We start from the raw sequence: 18,329 nt of genomic DNA, 5'->3' as shown, positions 1-18,329 counted from the left end.
CAGTAGAAAGCAAATTAAACCTCGAGTTGTTTTTTGTTTTGTTATAATGTAGCATTTATTAAAGTTATAACATCACATATGTATGAGTAGGACTCTTTCATGGTACTAAAAGGTAAACTTTTGGCTGTTGCCATTTCTGCACTTGTTCTTTCTGCTTGCGGCGGTACTGAACACACAATTGTAAAAGCTGAGTCATCAACTCATGATGATAGCAGCCACAATGATGATCACGATACCGATCACCACACTAGTATTACAGATACACTGGGCCGTATCCTAGTTACTAGCGCTGAGAGTAACGTTGTCAATTTGTATTCAGCAGCAGATAAGTCATTAATTGATGCAATCGGTGCGACTAGCTACCCACAGTATATTTACCCATCAGAAAATCATCGCTTTGCAATTTTAGTACAGCGCGATGAGGGTAGAGTTGAATTTGTTGATGGTGGCTTATATCAAGAAGCACACGGTGATCATTATCATGCCTATCAACATACGCCTGCTTTGGTTGATTTTCAGTTAAGTTCGGTAAAGCCTACTCATGTAACCGTTGGCGAGTCAGGTATTGCGGTATTCTCCGATGGTGACGAAGAAACTGCACAAAATGCAGGCGTTACTATGTTTAGTGAGCATCACATTAGTGGCGAGCAAAGTGAGGCCGCAACCCTGCATTATAACACCTATATGCACGGCGCTGCGCAAGCTAGAGGCGAGTATTTGGTCAGCACTATAAGAGCACCAGAGAGTGAAACGTCACTGCCTTCGCAAATCGGTTTGTATCATGCCCATGGCGACCACTTTCATCAAGCGCAAGTGTTTGACTTGAACTGCCCTGCTTTACATGGCAGTGCACAAAACGAAGATGTTGTTGCGTTTGCGTGTGCTGACGGTGTTGCACTTATCAGTCAGCAAGGCTCAAGCTTTAACGCTACTAAAGTAACAAACCCCGACTTTTTTGCACAGGGGCAGCGGATCTTCGCCATAAAAGGGCATCATGAAGTAAACCAGTTTATCGCTGCTGCCGGTAATGATCTTGTTCTGCTAGCGCCAGCAACTGGTCATATTGAGAAGTTGGAGTGGCAAGCGAGTGAACAATATCGTATTGCTAGCTATGGCTTTAGTTTTGGTGGAGAGCACTTGGTAGCAATGGACACCGCGGGTAAATTGAGCGTTTTCACAGCCCATGAGCATGACAATGAACAGCACTGGGAAATAAGCGGTGTGACTCAAGTGAGTGATGCTGATCTTACCGCCATGCCGACAGGCCACAAGTTTCAAATGACATTTTCTCAAGCAGAGCAAGCGGTCTACGTGAGTGACCCAATTGCTCAGCAAATTAAAAAATATGACTTAGCATCAGCAACATTGCAAGACACTATTGAGCTTGACTATGTACCTGAAAAGCTTGTTTGGTTAGGTATTGCTGAAGAAGCGTCTCACGACCACGAATAACTCCCTCGACGAGTTCTATTAACCCATGTATGTGGGTTGATATAACACACTGTAGATAGTGGTTTTGCCACCTTAGTAACGCTAAGGTGGCATTTTTTTTGGCGTTAAAGAATAGAGGATGAATTCGGTAATAATGTGCCTAGTTAATACCAATCTTAATACTTGCTAATTTGAAGGAGTAAACCTGGCGCAAGCTGAACTACTGGCGCTTGCTAGAGTACCAAGCTCTAATAACAATACATATTAGCGCTTTGCGTTATAAGTATAAATGTTGCGTTCAGCGACAGAGCCATTCATTGTTGTGGTGTAATTTGCGACCAATTCAAAACCGTGGGTGCTAAACAGGTGATTTACAGCTAATGCGTCCACGCGACAGCGTGTATGGATCTCTTGCTGAGCTTCACTTAATGCAGCGTGTAATAGCTGCTTACCAATGCCTTTACCACGAGTTTCGGTGTCTACCATAAAATTAGAAATATATAAGCCAGTTTGTAATTTGAACCGTGCTCTATCTTTAAAGTGTGCTATTGGTACAATAGACAAACTACCGATCAATTTTTGTGTTGAGGTATCAAAAATCACATGTACATCGCCTTCTGTGATTTCTTTTATCATCAGTAAACGGATCTCAGCACTATCAATTTCCTCATTACGAGGAGGGGCTGAAAAGGTTGCAATGTACAACTCAGTCAGTTGTTCAACTATCTCATCGGTTGGTGTAGAAACACGTTCTATCATGCCCTAATGGCTCCTGTTTTAAGTTTTGTTAGTATAGCTGGTGAGTAAGTGCTCAATATTGCGTTTAAATAGCTCACTTGCGTGTTCGGTTAATACAGTGTTTTTTGCGATGGCATGTCCTAAATACAAGTTGTACAACTCGTAAGCTGCACACTGAGGATCCAACTGAGGGTTAAAAATACCAGCACGAATACCGAGCTCTACTTTGTGTTTTATGTAACCAAAAAGCCGATTATGCTGCTCGGTAACTTTTTTGTGAATTGGGCTATTGGTATGGCAGTTAAACTCAACCAAGGCTTTTATAAAAGGACAGGTTAAATGTGGCTCGTTAAATAACTCACGTGTCCAATCAGCCCAAATAGAGAACAGTTTTGTTAACTGAGTCAGTGGATCGTCATCTCTTGCTGGCGCTACAACGTGAAGCATAAACTGCGATTCGCAGTAATCTAAAATCGCCAGCTGCATATCTTCTTTACTGTCAAAGTGAGAGATAAGTCCACTGCGAGATAAGCCACAAAGTTTTGCCATAGCGCCGATAGTTACTTCAATCAAGCCATATTGGCTACTAAAGCGCATCCCTTGTTCTAATATGCTTAGCCGTGTTTTCTCGCCTTTATTCATCAGTTACGCGGTTATTCTTTGAGTAATACTTTTGATAACGCCAGTATCGCCTAAAATGCGGCGATGTCCAAGGCCTGAAGTTTGAATTAAACGCTCTGGTGCTGTCGCTATGAGCGCATGCACATGCTCAAATGGCGCAAATTTATCCTGAGTATCGTGAATAAAAGTAGGTTGAAACTGAGCCACACTATCATGAAACTTATCTCGGATACGGTGCCAGTGAGTACCATATTTAGCCGTAATAGCGTCTAACACTTGGGCTAGCATTTTTTCAGAAATTCCCGCACGGGTTACACGCTCGAACATTAACTCAAAAAACTGTACAGGTGTTGCAATATTGATGATAACACGATTATGTAAATGGTAATCGGGTAAGTTCATTAATGCTACCGCGCCCATGGAGTGCCCAACTAATGCTACAATTTCATGGCGTTGTGCTTCAAGCTGCTCTATCAAGGTGTCAAGGGCTTCAATAAACGCCAGCAAATGTGCACGTTTACCACAAGATTGACCATGACCTGCATGATCTATGGCAACCACGCAATAGCCTGCTGCGACTAGCTCAGGTATTAAGGTATCGAAACAACTACTATTATCGGCCCAACCATGGCTGAGAATAACCGTTTTTGAACCAAGTCCAAAGATGTTCACATGCACACGGCCAAGAGAAGTCAAAATATTCATCTCGCCATTAGGCTTCTTATTTTTAAACCGGTAGTCACGCTTACCATGTGGACTCATTAATAGTACTTGCCCAAGCCTTGCCGTTACTGGTGGCGCAAGCGTACATATCAATCCTGTTATCCCTCTGCTTGCACGAGTTAATACAGACCCATCTTTATCGTTAAAGTAGCTGAATTTCATCCTTATCTCCAAAAAAAGAACACTTGTACTTTTTTAAAATAGTACACTTGTACTTTTTTGTAAAGCGCAATTTTTCGCCACTCGTTTTCTTGCTTAGGATGAATTTACTTGTTTCCAGGAAAGTAAATAGATATGTTTATTATGTTAATGGATGGTATGAAAAGACAGGGATGGTAATGAGTAACTTTCAGCAGGCAAAGTCATTAGCGCATATTGCGCATCCAGATATTCAGCATGGTAATCATCAAAGTGTATTTGCGCACTTGCAGGGTGTAAGCCAGATTAGCGCGGTGCTAGCAACTAAAATAGGCTTTACTGAGCAAGGACAGTTAATCGGTTTACTGCATGATTTTGGTAAATACAGCAGCGCATTCCAGCATTACATGCGCCTTATTATTCAAGAGCAAGCAGGCTATAACCCAGATAATGATGAAGGAAGTACTGAAAGTTCAGCGAGTAAAAGTCTAAAAGGTAAAATTGACCACTCCAGTGCGGGTGCGCAGTGGGTCTATCAGGCATTGCTGGCGCATTTGGACAAGTTACAGCAACAAGACAAAACGCTAGTGCCTTTCGGCCTTACGATTGTACAAGCGTTAAGTATCTGTATCGCATCTCACCACAGTGGATTAATTGATTGCTTGTCAAAAAATGAGCATGTGTTTGCTAATCGGATCAAAAAACACGACGACTTAACGCACCTGAGTGAATGCGTAGAAAAAGCTGATCCTGAAGTACTTACGCAAGCACAATCTCTTGCCAGCTATAACGGTCTTTTTAAGTGCAGTCAAAATCTTAAAAGTATGTTTCAAAAGTACGAGCTTTCTGTAATTGAGCAGGATTATTATTTTGGCATGTTTACCAAATTGCTATTTAGCTGCTTAATTGATGCCGATCGGATCGACAGTACGGACTTTGAGCAACCAGATAATCGAGCTGAACGCTTTAAGCCCGCTGATTGGGGGCTGGCATGCGATAAAATAGAAAGCTTCATTGCTAAGTATGTACCTGTTAACCCGATAGACCACATTCGCTCAGAAATATCAGAAAACTGCGTTAATCGTGCTCAAGAAGAGATTGGTATTTATAGCTTAACGGTACCCACCGGTGGTGGAAAAACTTATGCGAGCCTGAGATTCGCACTGCACCATGCCAACAGGCACAACCTTGATCGGATTATCTATATTATTCCATTTACTTCAATTATCGAGCAAAACGCCGCGGCTATTCGTGATGTACTCAAGGGGCTAAATACAGACGATTGGGTGTTAGAGCACCATTCTAATTTGGAACCAGAGCAACAAACGTGGCGCTCAAAGCTGGCCTGTGAAAATTGGGATAAGCCCATCATACTGACCACCATGGTGCAATTTCTTGAAACAGTATTTGCAAGTGGTACACGTGGCTCAAGGCGATTACACCAGCTTAGTAATGCGGTGCTGGTGTTTGATGAAATTCAAACACTTCCTATTCGTTGTGTGCACTTATTCAATAATACCCTTAATTATTTGACGCGTTTTTGCCGCACCACAGCACTGATGTGTACAGCAACTCAACCTTTACTTAATCAATTACCACAACAGATAAAGCATTTAGGTGAGCTGCAATTACCACGAGAAAATGAATTAACTCCAAATATTGCCGAGCTTTATCAGCAATTGGAGAGAGTAAGTATAAAAGACATCACTAAAAAAACAGGGTGGAATGCAGCTGAAATCACCGAACTTATTCAAAAACAGCTAGCGGCAGAGCAAAGCTGTTTGGTGATTGTGAACACCAAAGCGTGGGCTAAAACTCTATTTCAAGCGTTGCAACACCAAGTTAGTGATGAAATAGCAATATTCCATCTAAGTACGGGAATGTGCCCAGCGCATCGTAAAGCGATTTTAGATGAGATCAGAATGCGGTTATCAGAGGGGGTGATGACACTTTGTATCAGTACACAACTTATTGAAGCGGGTGTTGATGTCGATTTTGGCTGTGTGATCCGCTTTGTGGCTGGCCTTGATTCGATTGCTCAGGCGGCGGGGCGTTGTAACCGTAATGGTAAGCAGCAAAAAGGTAACGTGTTTGTGCTTAATCCAAATGACGAGAATATTGGCATGTTACACGATATTAGGACTGGAATTGCAGCCACAAACCGCATATTTACGGAGTTTGATGAAGCTGATTTACTAAAACCAGAGGCGATGGAGCGGTACTTCCAATACTACTTTTTCGAGCGTCTTAAGGAGATGACATATCCACTCAAGGGCGGCCAAAGCTTACTGAATTTGTTAAGTAGCAATCTAAATAATATCAACCCAACACAGTTTACTTTAAAGCAGTCATTTATGACTGCCGCCAAACAATTCAAAGCGATAGATGCGCCGATCCACTCAGTGATCGTGCCATTTAATGATGAAGCGCAATCCATCATCACACAGCTATGTGCTATCAATAAGGCTTTTGATGCTGTGACCTTTCACAATTTATTAAAAGCCGCGCAAAAGTACAGTGTGAACATTTTTCCTAACGTATGGCAAAAGCTCAATGAACAACAGGCTGTATACCCAATCGCGCAAGACGAAGCTGTGTTTTATTTAAGTGAAGCATTTTACAGTCAAGATTTTGGCTTGAGCCTAGAGGTAGCAAATGCTCAGCAAGATTTAATTTTTTAAAAAATAATTGTGTTTTTAACAAGGAGAGCTAAGTGAAAAACAGTATTAGCTTTAGATTATGGGGAAGGTACGCATTGTTTACCGATCCTATAACAAAAGTAGGAGGTGAAAAATGCACATACCACCTTCCAACTTACGAGGCAATAAAAGGGGTACTAAAGTCAATTTACTGGAAGCCGACGCTTGTTTGGCATGTTGACCGAGTTAGGGTGATAAAACCACTACGCACTCAAACCAAGGGTACCAAACCATTAAACTGGAGCGGGGGAAATACCTTGGCTTATTACACCTTTTTGCATGAGGTTGAATACCAAGTAGAAGCCCATTTTGAGTGGAATGAGCACCGACCTGAACTAGCACGAGATAGGGTTGATGGAAAGCACTTTGCCATAGCAAATCGCATGCTTGAAAAAGGTGGCCGACAAGACATTTTTTTAGGCACTCGTGACTGCCAAGGATATGTTGAGCCTTGCGTGTTTGGCGAAGGAGAAGGCGCTTACGACAACATTGACGAGCTAGGTTTTGGCCTAATGTTCCACAGTTTTGGGTATCCTGATGAAACCGGCAACAACGAATTGACCAGCCGATTTTGGCATGGCGTAATGAAAAACGGAGTGATTGATTATCCTCATGTAAGCGCATGTCCGGTTACGCGCCATGTGAGAAAAATGAATGCCAAAAGTTTTGAGCTTGAACATAATATTCAGAGCGCTGAACAAACGGAGCGCTGCCTATGACTTGGTTAACAACACTCTATAAAACTTATGATGAGCTTGAAAAACGCAACGATACATTGCCGTTTGAACAGCAAGTCATGCCGATTTGTCATACTCTTCAAAATGCACACATTCATATTGTCATCAACAATCGAGGTGAGTGTCTTCGTGCTGAGGTGCTTGAAAAAGCGCAAATTGTATTACCTGCAACCGAGCAGTCTGCGGGGCGTAGTAGCGGTTTATGTGCACACCCATTGGCGGATAAAATTCAATACGTTGCGAAAGACTACGCTGATTTTGGTGGGGTTAAAAAGCCAGGGTTTGAACTATATCAAGCGCAATTAAAAGCGTGGTGTGATTCAGGGTATAGCCACCCCGCTGTAACTGCTGTGCTCCAATACATTGCCAAAGGTACTGTGGTAGCAGACCTCATTGCTGAAAAAGTGCTGCATCAGCAAGATAGAAAGTTACTGACAAAGTGGCAAGATGCTGGAGAAGCTCCCACATTACTCAAAACACTACCAAAAGAAAAAGGACTATTTGATCAAGGCTCAGCACTTGTATGCTGGAGCGTAGAAACTCCCGGCGAACCGCAAGCGAAAACTTGGCGTGACCCCAGTATTCAGCAAAGTTGGATTGCTTTTGACAGCCAAAATGGTGATAACTCAGCGTTGTGCTATGCCACCGGAGAAAATAAACTTGTTGCTAGCAATCATCCTGCAAAAATACGCCACAGTGGTGATAAAGCCAAATTAATCTCCGCAAACGACAAAAGCGGTTATACCTTTAGAGGTCGTTTCTTGTCTAATGAAGAAGCGTGCAACATTAGCTTTGAAGTGACACAAAAAGCCCATAATGCACTGCGTTGTTTGTTAACGAAGCAAAGTGTATTTAGAAATGGTGATCAAGTTTATCTGGCATGGGCGGTGTCAGGCAAAACGGTGCCAAAAGCTACCGAACCAGACTTTATTGACTTCGCAAACTTATTAGAAACAAGCAACATTGTTGATCATACACAGGATTTAGGGCGGGAATATGCCAGTCAGTTAACGCGTTATTTTAACGGCATAAAAGTAAAAAACCAATTAGACGATAATGAGCAAATTGCTCTGCTGGGGTTAGACTCTGCCACACCGGGGCGTATGGGTATTTTGTATTATCGTGAAACCATAGCAAAAGAGTTTTTAGCTCGGTTAGAGCAATGGCAGCGAGATCTGGGTTGGCAGCAAAGAGTCAAAATCAACGAGCATTGGCGATGGGTGTATAGCGCACCGAGTTTATTCAGGGTACTTGATGGTGTTTATGGAGACGTGCTTAAGTCAGCCGACACACTAAAGAAAAACCTGATCACACGCTTATACCCCTGCATTGTTGAGGGTAAATCTATTCCGCAAGACATCATGCAAAGCGCTTTTCACCGCGCCATTAACCGAGCTGCTTATAAATCGGATCAAACATGGCTTTGGTTACAAAACGTGGGGATAGCTTGCTCACTGATCAAAGGGTTTTATATCAGAACCACCAATTCAATTCTTCAAAAGGAATACCCAATGGCATTACAACAAGATAATACCAGCCGCGACTACTTGTTTGGTCGCTTACTGGCGGTGGCAAATAAGATTGAAAAAATTGCGCTTTCAAGTAGTGAGACAAACCGTTTAACAACAGCTGAGCGTTTTATGACGCAATTTGTCAACAAACCTTCTGATACTTGGCTGAATATCAGCAATGCGTTAGTGCCTTACCAACAAAGGCTATTTAATAATTACCAAGGATATGACAAAGCAACTAAAACAGTAATTAGTCAAATAACGGATATGTTTGACCCCGCTGACTTTACGTCAAACCAAAAGCTAAGCCCAGAGTTTTTACTTGGCTTTCACAATCAAATGATGTGGTTAGAGAGCCACAAGGTTGAGCAAGGTCTGTGGGTTAAAAAAGTAACTGATACGCAAACAACAGCGCCACTAGAAGAAACCGTTTAAGAAAAGGAATATCACAATGAGCTTACAAAATAAAATCGACTTTGCATTAATTTTTAACGTGTTAAACGCTAACCCAAATGGCGATCCACTCAACGGCAATCGTCCTCGAACAGATTATGATGGTTTTGGCGAAATTACCGATGTTTGCTTAAAGCGCAAAATACGAGACCGTTTGCAAGAAGTGGGAGAGAGTATTTTTGTACAATCTGATGAAAAGAAAACTGACGGTATGACTAGTTTACGCAACCGTGCTGAGTCTGATGAATTTGGGTTAGGTAAAGAGACGTTTAACAGCAAAAAAACAGCGCCTGATGAAGCCGCTAAAAAGTGCTGTGAAAAATGGTTAGATGTGCGTGCATTTGGCCAAGTGTTTGCGTTTAAGGGGACAGGCTCCGATGGCGTATCTATTCCGATCCGCGGCCCCGTCACTATTCAAAGTGCCTTTAGTATTGAACCTGTGAGCATTACGAGTACCCAAATTACCAAAAGTGTCAGCGGTGAAGGGGATGGCAGTAAAAAGTCCTCAGATACGATGGGGATGAAACATCGAGTTGACAAAGCCACGTATGTTGCATTTGGCGCGATGACTCCGCAACTGGCTGAAAAAACCGGCTTTAGTGATGCAGATGCAGAAAAGATAAAAGCAGTATTAGTGAAATTATTTGAAGGAGACGCATCATCAGCTCGGCCTGAGGGGTCAATGGGGATTTCACACCTTGTGTGGTGGCAGCACGGCTCAAAGTCGGGGCAATATTCTTCAGCCAAAGTACATCAAAGCTTAAGAGATCATATCGAGAAAGGTTTACCACTTGAAACCGCAGCATTAAATGATTCATTGATCAGTGCATTGCAAGGGCTGGAGCCTGAAGTCATAGAGGGTTTCTAGTGACTGACGCACGCCTTATCAACATTTCCGCTCTACAACACTTTGCTTTTTGTCAGCGCCAGTGTGCGTTGATCCACCTTGAGCAAGTGTGGCAAGAAAATTATTTAACCGCGCATGGTAGGCAGCTACATGAGCGAGTAGATAATGGCGAGCCAGAAACGCGAAAAGGCGTGCGGTTTGAACGTGGCGTAGTGGTGACTGCGCCACAACTTAGCTTAACGGGCAAACTTGATTTGCTTGAACACCATAAGACAAGTAACCAGTTTATTCCTGTTGAATACAAACGCGGTAAGCCAAAAACTAACGACATAGATAAAGTGCAACTCTGTGCGCAGGCAATGTGCATTGAAGAAATGCTCGCCGTTGAAGTAAAGCAAGGTGCGCTCTGGTATTGGCAAACACGAAAACGCATTGAAATTGAATTCGACATAAGCTTGCGAAGGCAAACTAAAGATTTAATAGCACAAGTACAACAATTATTTATAAACGGCAGCACACCCGCACCGACAACAGGCCAACATTGTAAAGCTTGCTCGCTCATTGATATTTGCCAACCAAACTTAGCTGAACATGATGCTTCAAACCGTTATATCGAGTCGTTATTTAACATGGAGGCTGAATGAAAAAGCTACAAAATTCGCTCTATATAACCAAAGACGGCGTGTATTTACACAAACAACGAGAAACCTTGTTGATTGAGCAAAAAATAGCAGGCGAGAAGCAAAAGTTGATGCAGCTGCCAATCCACTCCATAGGCAGTATATTTTGCTTTGGTAACATTATGGTTTCGCCGCAGTTATTGGGTTTTTGTGGCGAAAACGGTACACACTTGGCTTTTTTTGATATGCACGGCCGCTTTTTAGCTAATGTGGTCGGTAAGCAAACGGGTAATGTATTGCTGCGCAGGCAGCAGTTTAATGTTGATGAATTAACCGCAAACGAACTGGCAAAACATATTGTTGCTGCAAAAATTCGTTCATCACGTATGTTACTGTTGCGTTTTAGGCGTAATCACACAGCCACACCACAAATCGAAAAAGCCATAGAACGCTTAAAACAAATTATTGAGCAACTAAAAGGTGCAACTGCCTACGAAACCATTTTAGGGCTAGAAGGTGAAGCCGCATCGCATTACTTCGCTGCATTTGCTGATATGTTCAAAGGCAATGCTGAAAAGCAGCTATTTGATAAACGCACACGCAGGCCACCTAAAGATCCAGTCAATGCCGTTATTTCTTTACTCTATTCAGTCCTTGGGCAAGAGATAAGCGGTGCATTGCAAAGCGTCGGGCTTGATCCTCAAGTAGGTTTTTTACATAAAGAAAGACCCGGCAGAAACAGTTTAGCCCTCGATATTTTAGAAGAGTTTAGAGCCTATATCGTCGATAGTATTGCGTTAAAACTGTTTAACAACCAAACCCTCACTTTGAGAGATTTTGAAACTGATTGTTTAGGTGGCGTGACCATTAAAGATGATGCTCGAAAGCAAGTGTTCCAAGCATATCAAGCTAAGAAACAAGAAGAAGTACTCCACCCTTTTTTACAAGAGAAAGTGCAAATTGGTTTGTTGCCTCATGTGCAGGCAATGTTATTAGCACGCCACTTACGTGGTGATTTAGCAAGTTATCCGCCATTTGTGATTAAAAAATAAGGATTATGAACCATGATGGTATTGGTCACTTACGATGTCTCGTTTACTAGTGAAGATGGGCAAAAGCGCCTTAGGCAATTAGCAAAAGTATGTTTAGATTATGGCGTTCGCGTACAATACTCTGTATTTGAGTGTGAAATAGATGCAACACAATGGCTTATTTTTAAAAATAAGCTTTTATCTATCTATGACCCTGAAGTCGATAGCCTGCGTTTTTATAAACTAGGCAAAAATTGGCACAACAAAGTTGAGCATCATGGTGCTAAAGTTGCGTTAGATATTTTTCGTGACCCATTAATTTTGTAATCGCTAGGGCTTGGTTCTCATGAAATCCCTGTGGATCTAGCGATTTTATAAGCTCTTTAAAAATATAAGAAAAATTTTATTCTTGGTGATTAGCACTAAGGATATTGATACATTTGCTCATGGCTAGCGGAAACCTCTACACCATGATAGTGTATTTGTGCCTTTGAGAGAAGGCTGTCGCGCCTCCCGCAGGCGCGTGGATTGAAACATGTTGAAAGTTCTAAAAATTTTATCGCACAGCAGTCGCGCCTCCCGCAGGCGCGTGGATTGAAACAGTGCATGGAGTAAACATCCTAATTACAGACCAAAAGTCGCGCCTCCCGCAGGCGCGTGGATTGAAACATGCCTGTGCTGTCATACTTACCGCCATTGTTTGTCGCGCCTCCCGCAGGCGCGTGGATTGAAACCATGTGTATCATTGCTGCAATGACTCGTGTATATGTCGCGCCTCCCGCAGGCGCGTGGATTGAAACATAGCACCACCCTTTTGCTTGCGCTCATGCGGTTGTCGCGCCTCCCGCAGGCGCGTGGATTGAAACGCCGAACGCATGGGGCGCTTTGCGGAAGTGGAGTGTCGCGCCTCCCGCAGGCGCGTGGATTGAAACTACGATTGAATGACTCATGGTTCACCCCTCAATGTCGCGCCTCCCGCAGGCGCGTGGATTGAAACCGACCTTTAAGGCGCGAGATTCGGAGCGTTCACCGTCGCGCCTCCCGCAGGCGCGTGGATTGAAACGTCATAATCGTCAAGCGCTGCGGTCTTAACGTGAGTCGCGCCTCCCGCAGGCGCGTGGATTGAAACTTTGGCATCATGCCTAAGACAGCCGAGGCGGATGGTCGCGCCTCCCGCAGGCGCGTGGATTGAAACGAAACACGTATCTACGTCAACGATTAGAGAAATGATTTTAGGTCGCGCCTCCCGCAGGCGCGTGGATTGAAACTGGCTTTGCGTGAATTTGAGTTTTTCACCGGGGAGTCGCGCCTCCCGCAGGCGCGTGGATTGAAACCCACAAGCATCAAAATCAATTTTATCAGTGTTAAGTCGCGCCTCCCGCAGGCGCGTGGATTGAAACGAAGAGCAAATGGAACTGAGTATTGGACGGCAAGGTCGCGCCTCCCGCAGGCGCGTGGATTGAAACTACCCAAAGTTAAAAGCATTATCAGTGGAAGAAGTCGCGCCTCCCGCAGGCGCGTGGATTGAAACCAGCCAGACCAATCTGCATAATGGTCAATATTAAGTCGCGCCTCCCGCAGGCGCGTGGATTGAAACATGAAGGGTTTAGTCCCACTATTTACAAATGTACTGTCGCGCCTCCCGCAGGCGCGTGGATTGAAACTCAGACTGATTTTAGAGTTTTGAGCTCTAAAAACGTCGCGCCTCCCGCAGGCGCGTGGATTGAAACTGGTCTTTTTCATCCATAACGAGCAATTGACCTCCCGTCGCGCCTCCCGCAGGCGCGTGGATTGAAACTCAGGAGTGATTTCTGCACCTAGCTTTAATGAAGTCGCGCCTCCCGCAGGCGCGTGGATTGAAACGTTTATTTGACTACGCCAATCTCAGAAAAGATGGGTCGCGCCTCCCGCAGGCGCGTGGATTGAAACACCTTGGCTTGGTTATGGGTAAATATTCACCTTGTCGCGCCTCCCGCAGGCGCGTGGATTGAAACAGGGGGGTTTGATACGAGTAGTGATACTATTGAGGTCGCGCCTCCCGCAGGCGCGTGGATTGAAACAGGTTCTAAGCGAGGGCTAAGGGGACTTACTGATGTCGCGCCTCCCGCAGGCGCGTGGATTGAAACCTGGACGTTTTTACCCGTGACCGTTTGCAGCATAGTCGCGCCTCCCGCAGGCGCGTGGATTACAACCTCAGTGAGTAACGTGAAATTCAGTGTTTAAGCTGATTGTGTCTTTGTTTGGTAAAGGAGACGTAATGGGTTTTTGATATGTTATCGCGTTCTAATTCGAAAGAGGAGATGGCGGCAGGGCGAGACTCGAACTCACATAATATACTGTATATAACCGTTACCCATTGGAAACACTGCCGCACTCGTCTACTTTGTCATACTATTTACAAAATAGCTAACACGTTCTTAATTGCTTTTGCAAAGTTCATGACGATTATTGGCTGCTAAAAAGTTAGGCTTTATTTCAACATCTTATTGTATAGGTGAGGTTGTAATTGTACTTACTGTGATGGTGATGCGTAGAGTATTTCCCATGTTAGGGGCTGGTATGCTTGTTAACATATTGGCATTTTGCCTCTTCTATCGTGTACTTTTGCAATTTTATCTATGTACTTTATCGTGAGAGACTTGTCTTTATAATTAACTAAATGTAATGTTTGGGTTAAATGTAAAAGGATAGCAACACAATCATGGTAGTAAGATGCAAACACCTGAAGAGTATGAGGTAAGCCAACGTATTGGTCGGTTAATTGCTGGCTTAAAAGATACACGCGGTATGACCCGTGAATCAATATGTAAACGCTTGGAAATTAGCACTCGTACGTTAGACAACTATTTAAGTGGGGTTAGCTCTTTTAAGCTTGGTACGCTACTAAAACTTGCCGATATTTTAGATGACACAGATGCGCTGTCGCGTTTGTACTCAAAAAACATGAAAGACAAAGGAGGTATATTTACCATATTGCTTGGCTCATTAGCAGGCGTAATGGTATTTGAGTCGACAGTCTTTTTATTATTGGTTGCGTTATTCTTCTACGCATATAAAGATAAGAATAGTTTAAGCATTATCTCTATACTACTTGTGATTTATTTCCTAACGTTGATTTCAGGTTATTGTCTTAATTACATCATTTTTCCTATGGCTGAGAGCTATTATATGCAGAATACTTACGCTTTTAGCTTGCATTTATTGCTCAGTACCATGATGGCGCTATCGATAAAACACAGAATGTTGATAGCTGCTTGGGTAACAAGGGGTAAAGTGCCTAGCATTTTTGAGCGAAATTATGTTGATGCCCCGCTATTCTCTTTAGCTTGCTGCTTGATGTTTGTAGATTTTGCGGCGCTTATTGAAAACTTTATTCGTAGTAGTGAACGGTTAGGAGTACCACTTGAAATAGCGCAACAATTTTGGGAAGTCACCTTTTTTTACGATTATTTTTGGTATTTTAAGGCAGTCCCTTCATTAATGATATTATCAGTATTGTACATGGGGATCGAAATTAGAAAAAGAGCGGCGAGCAGCGAGGGTGTAATAGCAAGCTAGTACGAAAATAATGAAGTAAAATAGATTTTACCCCTTTTTATAATGAGTATTTTTTACAAACCATTTATACCAAAAATTACAAGATAGTGATAAGGTATTCAGCTGAAGGCGTACTTTTGTATGTCAGTCTGCATAAAAATAATACCGTCATCTACTTGTCTTTAAATTTAACCATGTGTAAACTTTTGGTTAACTTTGGTTGGGGTGAATGAGAGATATGGTGGGGCGATGCAGACGCCAGAAGAATATGAGGTAAGCCAGCGTATCGGCCGACTGATACAAGGGCTAAAACGTAAAAAAGGCTGGACGAGAGAAGAAGTTAGCCGACGTATGGGCGTGGGTAACAGAACTTTAGACAATTACTTAAATGGCTCCAGTTCGTTTAAGTTAGGTACATTGCTTAGGTTTGCTGAAATCTGTAAAGTAAAGCTGTCGGATATTTTAGAAGATACAGATAAGCTCTCAGGCCTGTACGGAGAGAAAAATGAGGAAGAGAACAATGAAGGCTGTTCAGAAGAAGCCAAAAAAGATAGTCCTTAGTCATTCATTGTGTAAACAAGTTGTTGGAGGGACGGTTCTTGGTGGGGGAGGTCCTAAAAACCAGCAGGCAGAATCCTCTTCAATCAAGAAAAACACTTAAGGTTGGATATATGAGAAGTCTATTTAGTCTAACATTGTTGACAAGCGTTTTAGCACTTGCGCTTGCATCGGTAGCTCAAGCCACAGTTTTCGAACCTATCACCTGTGCTTTGCTGTTTATTTTAGTGGTTTTTGCAAGAGATGACGAGAATAGTTTATTGTTAACCTTAGTATTTGCTGTAGTTCTCTCTCTTGATGCTTTAATGGTTTTTTATTTAAAAAATATACTTTTCCCTATAATTGAAAGTTTTTACATAGAAAACATCTTTGCCTATGGTGGGCAGTTAACTTTGAGTATTCTGTTATTATTTTTGCTTAAATATAGAATGGCCGTAGCAGTTTTGGTGACGCGAGGTAAATCTGCTTCAGTATTCGAGAAAAATCATGCCGAGGGGCCGTTGTATTTACTCGTATTAACACTTGTGTTTATTGATTTTATGGCGTTAATGGAGAACTTTTTACGTAATATGGAACACCTGGGTGTAAAAGAAGAAACTGCAAAGGTGTTTTGGGAAGTGACGTTTTTTTATGATTATTTTGCGTATCTTAAATCAGTTCCCTTGCTTTTGTGTATAGCTATGCTTTACGTTGGGATTGTGGTAAGGACTAGAAGAACTCCAATCCAAGCTGATGAAAATTAGAGATAAGTGAAGTAACGCTCGTACTTGTTTTAATCTACTAATTCCATATTCGTATCTTATTATAACTAAAATTTGCTCTGAAACTTTTTGGTTTATTAGAAAACCACTTTGCTAATTCATAATAGTGCTCAAAAATTATCTTTGCAGTCTGTTGTCAGGGAGCCCAAGGTGATGCAAACGCCAGAAGAGTATGAAGTCAGTCAGCGAGTCGGGCTATTAATCCAAGGGCTTAAGTATCGTCGAGGTATGTCGAAACAGACAATATGTCAGTATTTAGAGATTAGTACACGCACATTGGATAATTACCTAAGCGGAGCAAGCTCTTTTAAGCTAGGTACCTTATTAAAATTTGCAGATTTATGCCGTATCAGACTGGCTGATATCTTAGATGAAACAGAAGCGTTATCGCGATTACACCCTCATAAGTTAAAAGATAAGTTTAGTATTCTAATTGTTTGTTTTAGCTCTATCTGGAGCTTGTTTTTCTTTGAAAATATTATACTGATAATTCTTTGCGTGTTGTTTTTCTACGCTAATAAAGATAAAAATAGTCAAAGTGTCATTGGCATATTTGTTATTGCTTTTATGCTAGAGGTTATCGTCGCCTACTGCTTGAAATTTATTATCTTTCCTGCTGTTGAAAGTTACTACTTTGAAAATATTTATGCCTTTGGTTTGCAGCTTTGTATAAATTTACTGCTACTTTTTATGCTTAAAAATAGAGCGTTTTTAAGTGTTTTGGTGACGAGGGGTCGCTCTGCACCTGTGCTCGAGAGAAGCCCTATAGAGGCAACCGTTTATTTTTTGGTTCTTACCTTAGCATCAGTCGACTTTTTAGCGCTCATGGAGAATTTTCTTCGCAATCTGGAAAGGCTGGGTGTTGAAGAAAGTGTTGCTAAAGCTTTTTGGGAAGTGACTTTTTTTTATGATTATTTTGAGTACCTTAAGGCTGCTCCAACTTGGGCATGTGTAATGGTACTGTTTACAGCAATAATCGCACGTAAAGATAATAAAGCTAGCCTGAACAGTTGGTAACCCGGTGAAGATAACTGCTTTAAAGCTCGTTTAATGTAACGGATATAAGGGAAAGAACGTAAGCCGATGCAAACACCAGAAGAATATGAAGTCAGTCAGCGAGTCGGACAGTTAATCCAAGGGCTTAAGCATCGTCGAGGCATGTCGAAAGAGACAATATGTCGGCACTTAGATATTAGCACACGTACACTGGACAATTATTTGAGTGGTGCAAGTTCTTTTAAGCTGGGGACATTATTAAAGTTTGCAGATTTATGCCGCGTAAGACTTGCTGATATTTTGGATGATACAGAAACGCTCTCGAGGTTATATCCAAATAACTTGAAAGATAAGAGCACGCTCGTAACATTAATTATGACTACAGCATTAAGCTCGCTGGTATTTGAGCCTATTATTTGTAGTTTGATCTGTATACTTTTAATTCTTTTCCGAAGTGATAGGAGTTGTGCATCTTTAGCGTTAATTTTTGCAGCTATATTTAGCCTAGATATTTTCATGATCGCTATTATTAAGTATATAATTTTCCCAAATGTTGAAAGTAATTTCATACAAAATACTTCTGCTTTTGGAATTCAGTTATGTATTAATGTAGTTTTACTTTCGTTATTAAAAAATAGACAAGTTTTACTTGTACTGGTTAGTCGAGGAAGCTCTTGCACAGCTTTTGAGAAGAATTACGCAGAAGGGCCACTATATTTTTTGGTAATGTTTATGACTACTGTAGATTTACTTGCGCTAGTTGAAAACTTCATTCGTAACCTTGAGAAGGTGGGTGTTAACGCAGGGGCAGAGCATACTTTGATTACTTATAAACCAAAGAATACCTGTGCCCTAAATTTGTCGTTCCAGCCAGCGGTTTTCAATTTGCTGCGTTGACTCGGTAAGCCGCATTCACACTGCTTGAGCA

At 42.1% G+C, this 18,329-nt stretch carries 15 protein-coding genes, 1 pseudogene and 1 CRISPR repeat array; of the genes and pseudogenes, 13 read left to right on the top strand and 3 right to left on the bottom strand.

Going from position 1 to position 18,329, the window contains the following annotated elements; translation table 11 throughout:
- Positions 1-99: 99 nt before the first annotated feature.
- Entirely contained in the window at positions 100-1,452 is a 1,353-nt protein-coding gene (locus tag F9Y84_RS16190) for a hypothetical protein (protein ID WP_147390916.1), read from the top strand.
- A 243-nt stretch (positions 1,453-1,695) separates the two neighbouring features.
- Here the strand turns inward: F9Y84_RS16190 and F9Y84_RS16185 are convergent, their stop codons facing one another.
- Genes F9Y84_RS16185 through F9Y84_RS16175 form a run of 3 tightly spaced genes read right to left on the bottom strand, consistent with a single transcriptional unit; the run spans position 1,696 to position 3,675 of the window.
- Positions 1,696-2,190 (bottom strand): GNAT family N-acetyltransferase, encoded by a 495-nt coding sequence (locus tag F9Y84_RS16185; RefSeq protein ID WP_147390917.1) that lies wholly within the window; start codon positions 2,188-2,190, stop codon positions 1,696-1,698.
- 18 nt (positions 2,191-2,208) lie between these two features.
- Positions 2,209-2,811, bottom strand: coding sequence for a TetR/AcrR family transcriptional regulator (locus tag F9Y84_RS16180; RefSeq protein ID WP_147390918.1), 603 nt, complete (start codon positions 2,809-2,811; stop codon positions 2,209-2,211).
- 3 nt (positions 2,812-2,814) lie between these two features.
- Positions 2,815-3,675 carry an alpha/beta hydrolase gene (locus F9Y84_RS16175; protein ID WP_147390919.1) on the bottom strand — a complete coding sequence of 287 codons (861 nt, stop codon included), beginning with the start codon at positions 3,673-3,675 and terminating at the stop codon, positions 2,815-2,817.
- 176 nt (positions 3,676-3,851) lie between these two features.
- On the opposite strand from F9Y84_RS16175, the gene cas3 reads away from it, so the two are divergent.
- The 12 genes and pseudogenes from cas3 to F9Y84_RS22625 all read left to right on the top strand — a co-directional run bounded on the left by cas3 (position 3,852) and on the right by F9Y84_RS22625 (position 18,298).
- Positions 3,852-6,332, top strand: coding sequence for a CRISPR-associated helicase Cas3' (gene cas3 / locus F9Y84_RS16170; protein ID WP_147390920.1), 2,481 nt, complete (start codon positions 3,852-3,854; stop codon positions 6,330-6,332).
- A gap of 32 nt (positions 6,333-6,364) precedes the next feature.
- The gene (gene cas5c, locus F9Y84_RS16165) at positions 6,365-7,069 is read left to right on the top strand and encodes a type I-C CRISPR-associated protein Cas5c (protein WP_147390921.1); all 705 of its coding nucleotides are present in this window, start codon (positions 6,365-6,367) and stop codon (positions 7,067-7,069) included.
- Positions 7,066-9,033, top strand: coding sequence for a type I-C CRISPR-associated protein Cas8c/Csd1 (gene cas8c, locus F9Y84_RS16160; protein ID WP_147390922.1), 1,968 nt, complete (start codon positions 7,066-7,068; stop codon positions 9,031-9,033). The genes cas5c and cas8c overlap by 4 nt, the downstream gene beginning before the upstream one ends.
- Before the next feature lie 16 nt (positions 9,034-9,049).
- Positions 9,050-9,919 (top strand): type I-C CRISPR-associated protein Cas7/Csd2, encoded by an 870-nt coding sequence (gene cas7c / locus F9Y84_RS16155; protein WP_147390923.1) that lies wholly within the window; start codon positions 9,050-9,052, stop codon positions 9,917-9,919.
- Positions 9,919-10,542 carry a CRISPR-associated protein Cas4 gene (gene cas4, locus F9Y84_RS16150; protein WP_147390924.1) on the top strand — a complete coding sequence of 208 codons (624 nt, stop codon included), beginning with the start codon at positions 9,919-9,921 and terminating at the stop codon, positions 10,540-10,542. The genes cas7c and cas4 overlap by 1 nt, the downstream gene beginning before the upstream one ends.
- On the top strand, positions 10,539-11,570 hold the full coding sequence (cas1c, locus tag F9Y84_RS16145) for a type I-C CRISPR-associated endonuclease Cas1c (protein ID WP_147390925.1): 1,032 nt from the start codon (positions 10,539-10,541) through the stop codon (positions 11,568-11,570). The genes cas4 and cas1c overlap by 4 nt, the downstream gene beginning before the upstream one ends.
- A 12-nt stretch (positions 11,571-11,582) precedes the next feature.
- On the top strand, positions 11,583-11,876 hold the full coding sequence (gene cas2 / locus F9Y84_RS16140; RefSeq protein ID WP_147390926.1) for a CRISPR-associated endonuclease Cas2: 294 nt from the start codon (positions 11,583-11,585) through the stop codon (positions 11,874-11,876).
- A 176-nt stretch (positions 11,877-12,052) separates the two neighbouring features.
- Positions 12,053-13,741: direct repeats of the CRISPR family, unit length 32 nt; unit sequence GTCGCGCCTCCCGCAGGCGCGTGGATTGAAAC.
- Between the two features lie 520 nt (positions 13,742-14,261).
- Positions 14,262-15,107 (top strand): helix-turn-helix domain-containing protein, encoded by an 846-nt coding sequence (locus tag F9Y84_RS16135; RefSeq protein WP_147391365.1) that lies wholly within the window; start codon positions 14,262-14,264, stop codon positions 15,105-15,107.
- Positions 15,108-15,335: 228 nt separating this feature from the next.
- Positions 15,336-15,608: pseudogene (locus tag F9Y84_RS16130) on the top strand (helix-turn-helix domain-containing protein); the annotation flags it as partial.
- Between the two features lie 149 nt (positions 15,609-15,757).
- Positions 15,758-16,387, top strand: coding sequence for a hypothetical protein (locus tag F9Y84_RS16125; RefSeq protein ID WP_147391363.1), 630 nt, complete (start codon positions 15,758-15,760; stop codon positions 16,385-16,387).
- Positions 16,388-16,558: 171 nt separating this feature from the next.
- Positions 16,559-17,422, top strand: coding sequence for a helix-turn-helix domain-containing protein (locus tag F9Y84_RS16120; protein ID WP_147391362.1), 864 nt, complete (start codon positions 16,559-16,561; stop codon positions 17,420-17,422).
- A 66-nt stretch (positions 17,423-17,488) separates the two neighbouring features.
- Entirely contained in the window at positions 17,489-18,298 is an 810-nt protein-coding gene (locus F9Y84_RS22625) for a helix-turn-helix domain-containing protein (protein WP_168756769.1), read from the top strand.
- Positions 18,299-18,329 lie beyond the last annotated feature (31 nt).

It is taken from the genome of Pseudoalteromonas peptidolytica, assembly GCF_012641745.1.
Lineage (GTDB): Bacteria > Pseudomonadota > Gammaproteobacteria > Enterobacterales > Alteromonadaceae > Pseudoalteromonas > Pseudoalteromonas peptidolytica.
The sequence above is the reverse complement of the archived record's forward strand: the minus strand, read 5'-3'. Positions and strand labels throughout refer to the sequence as shown.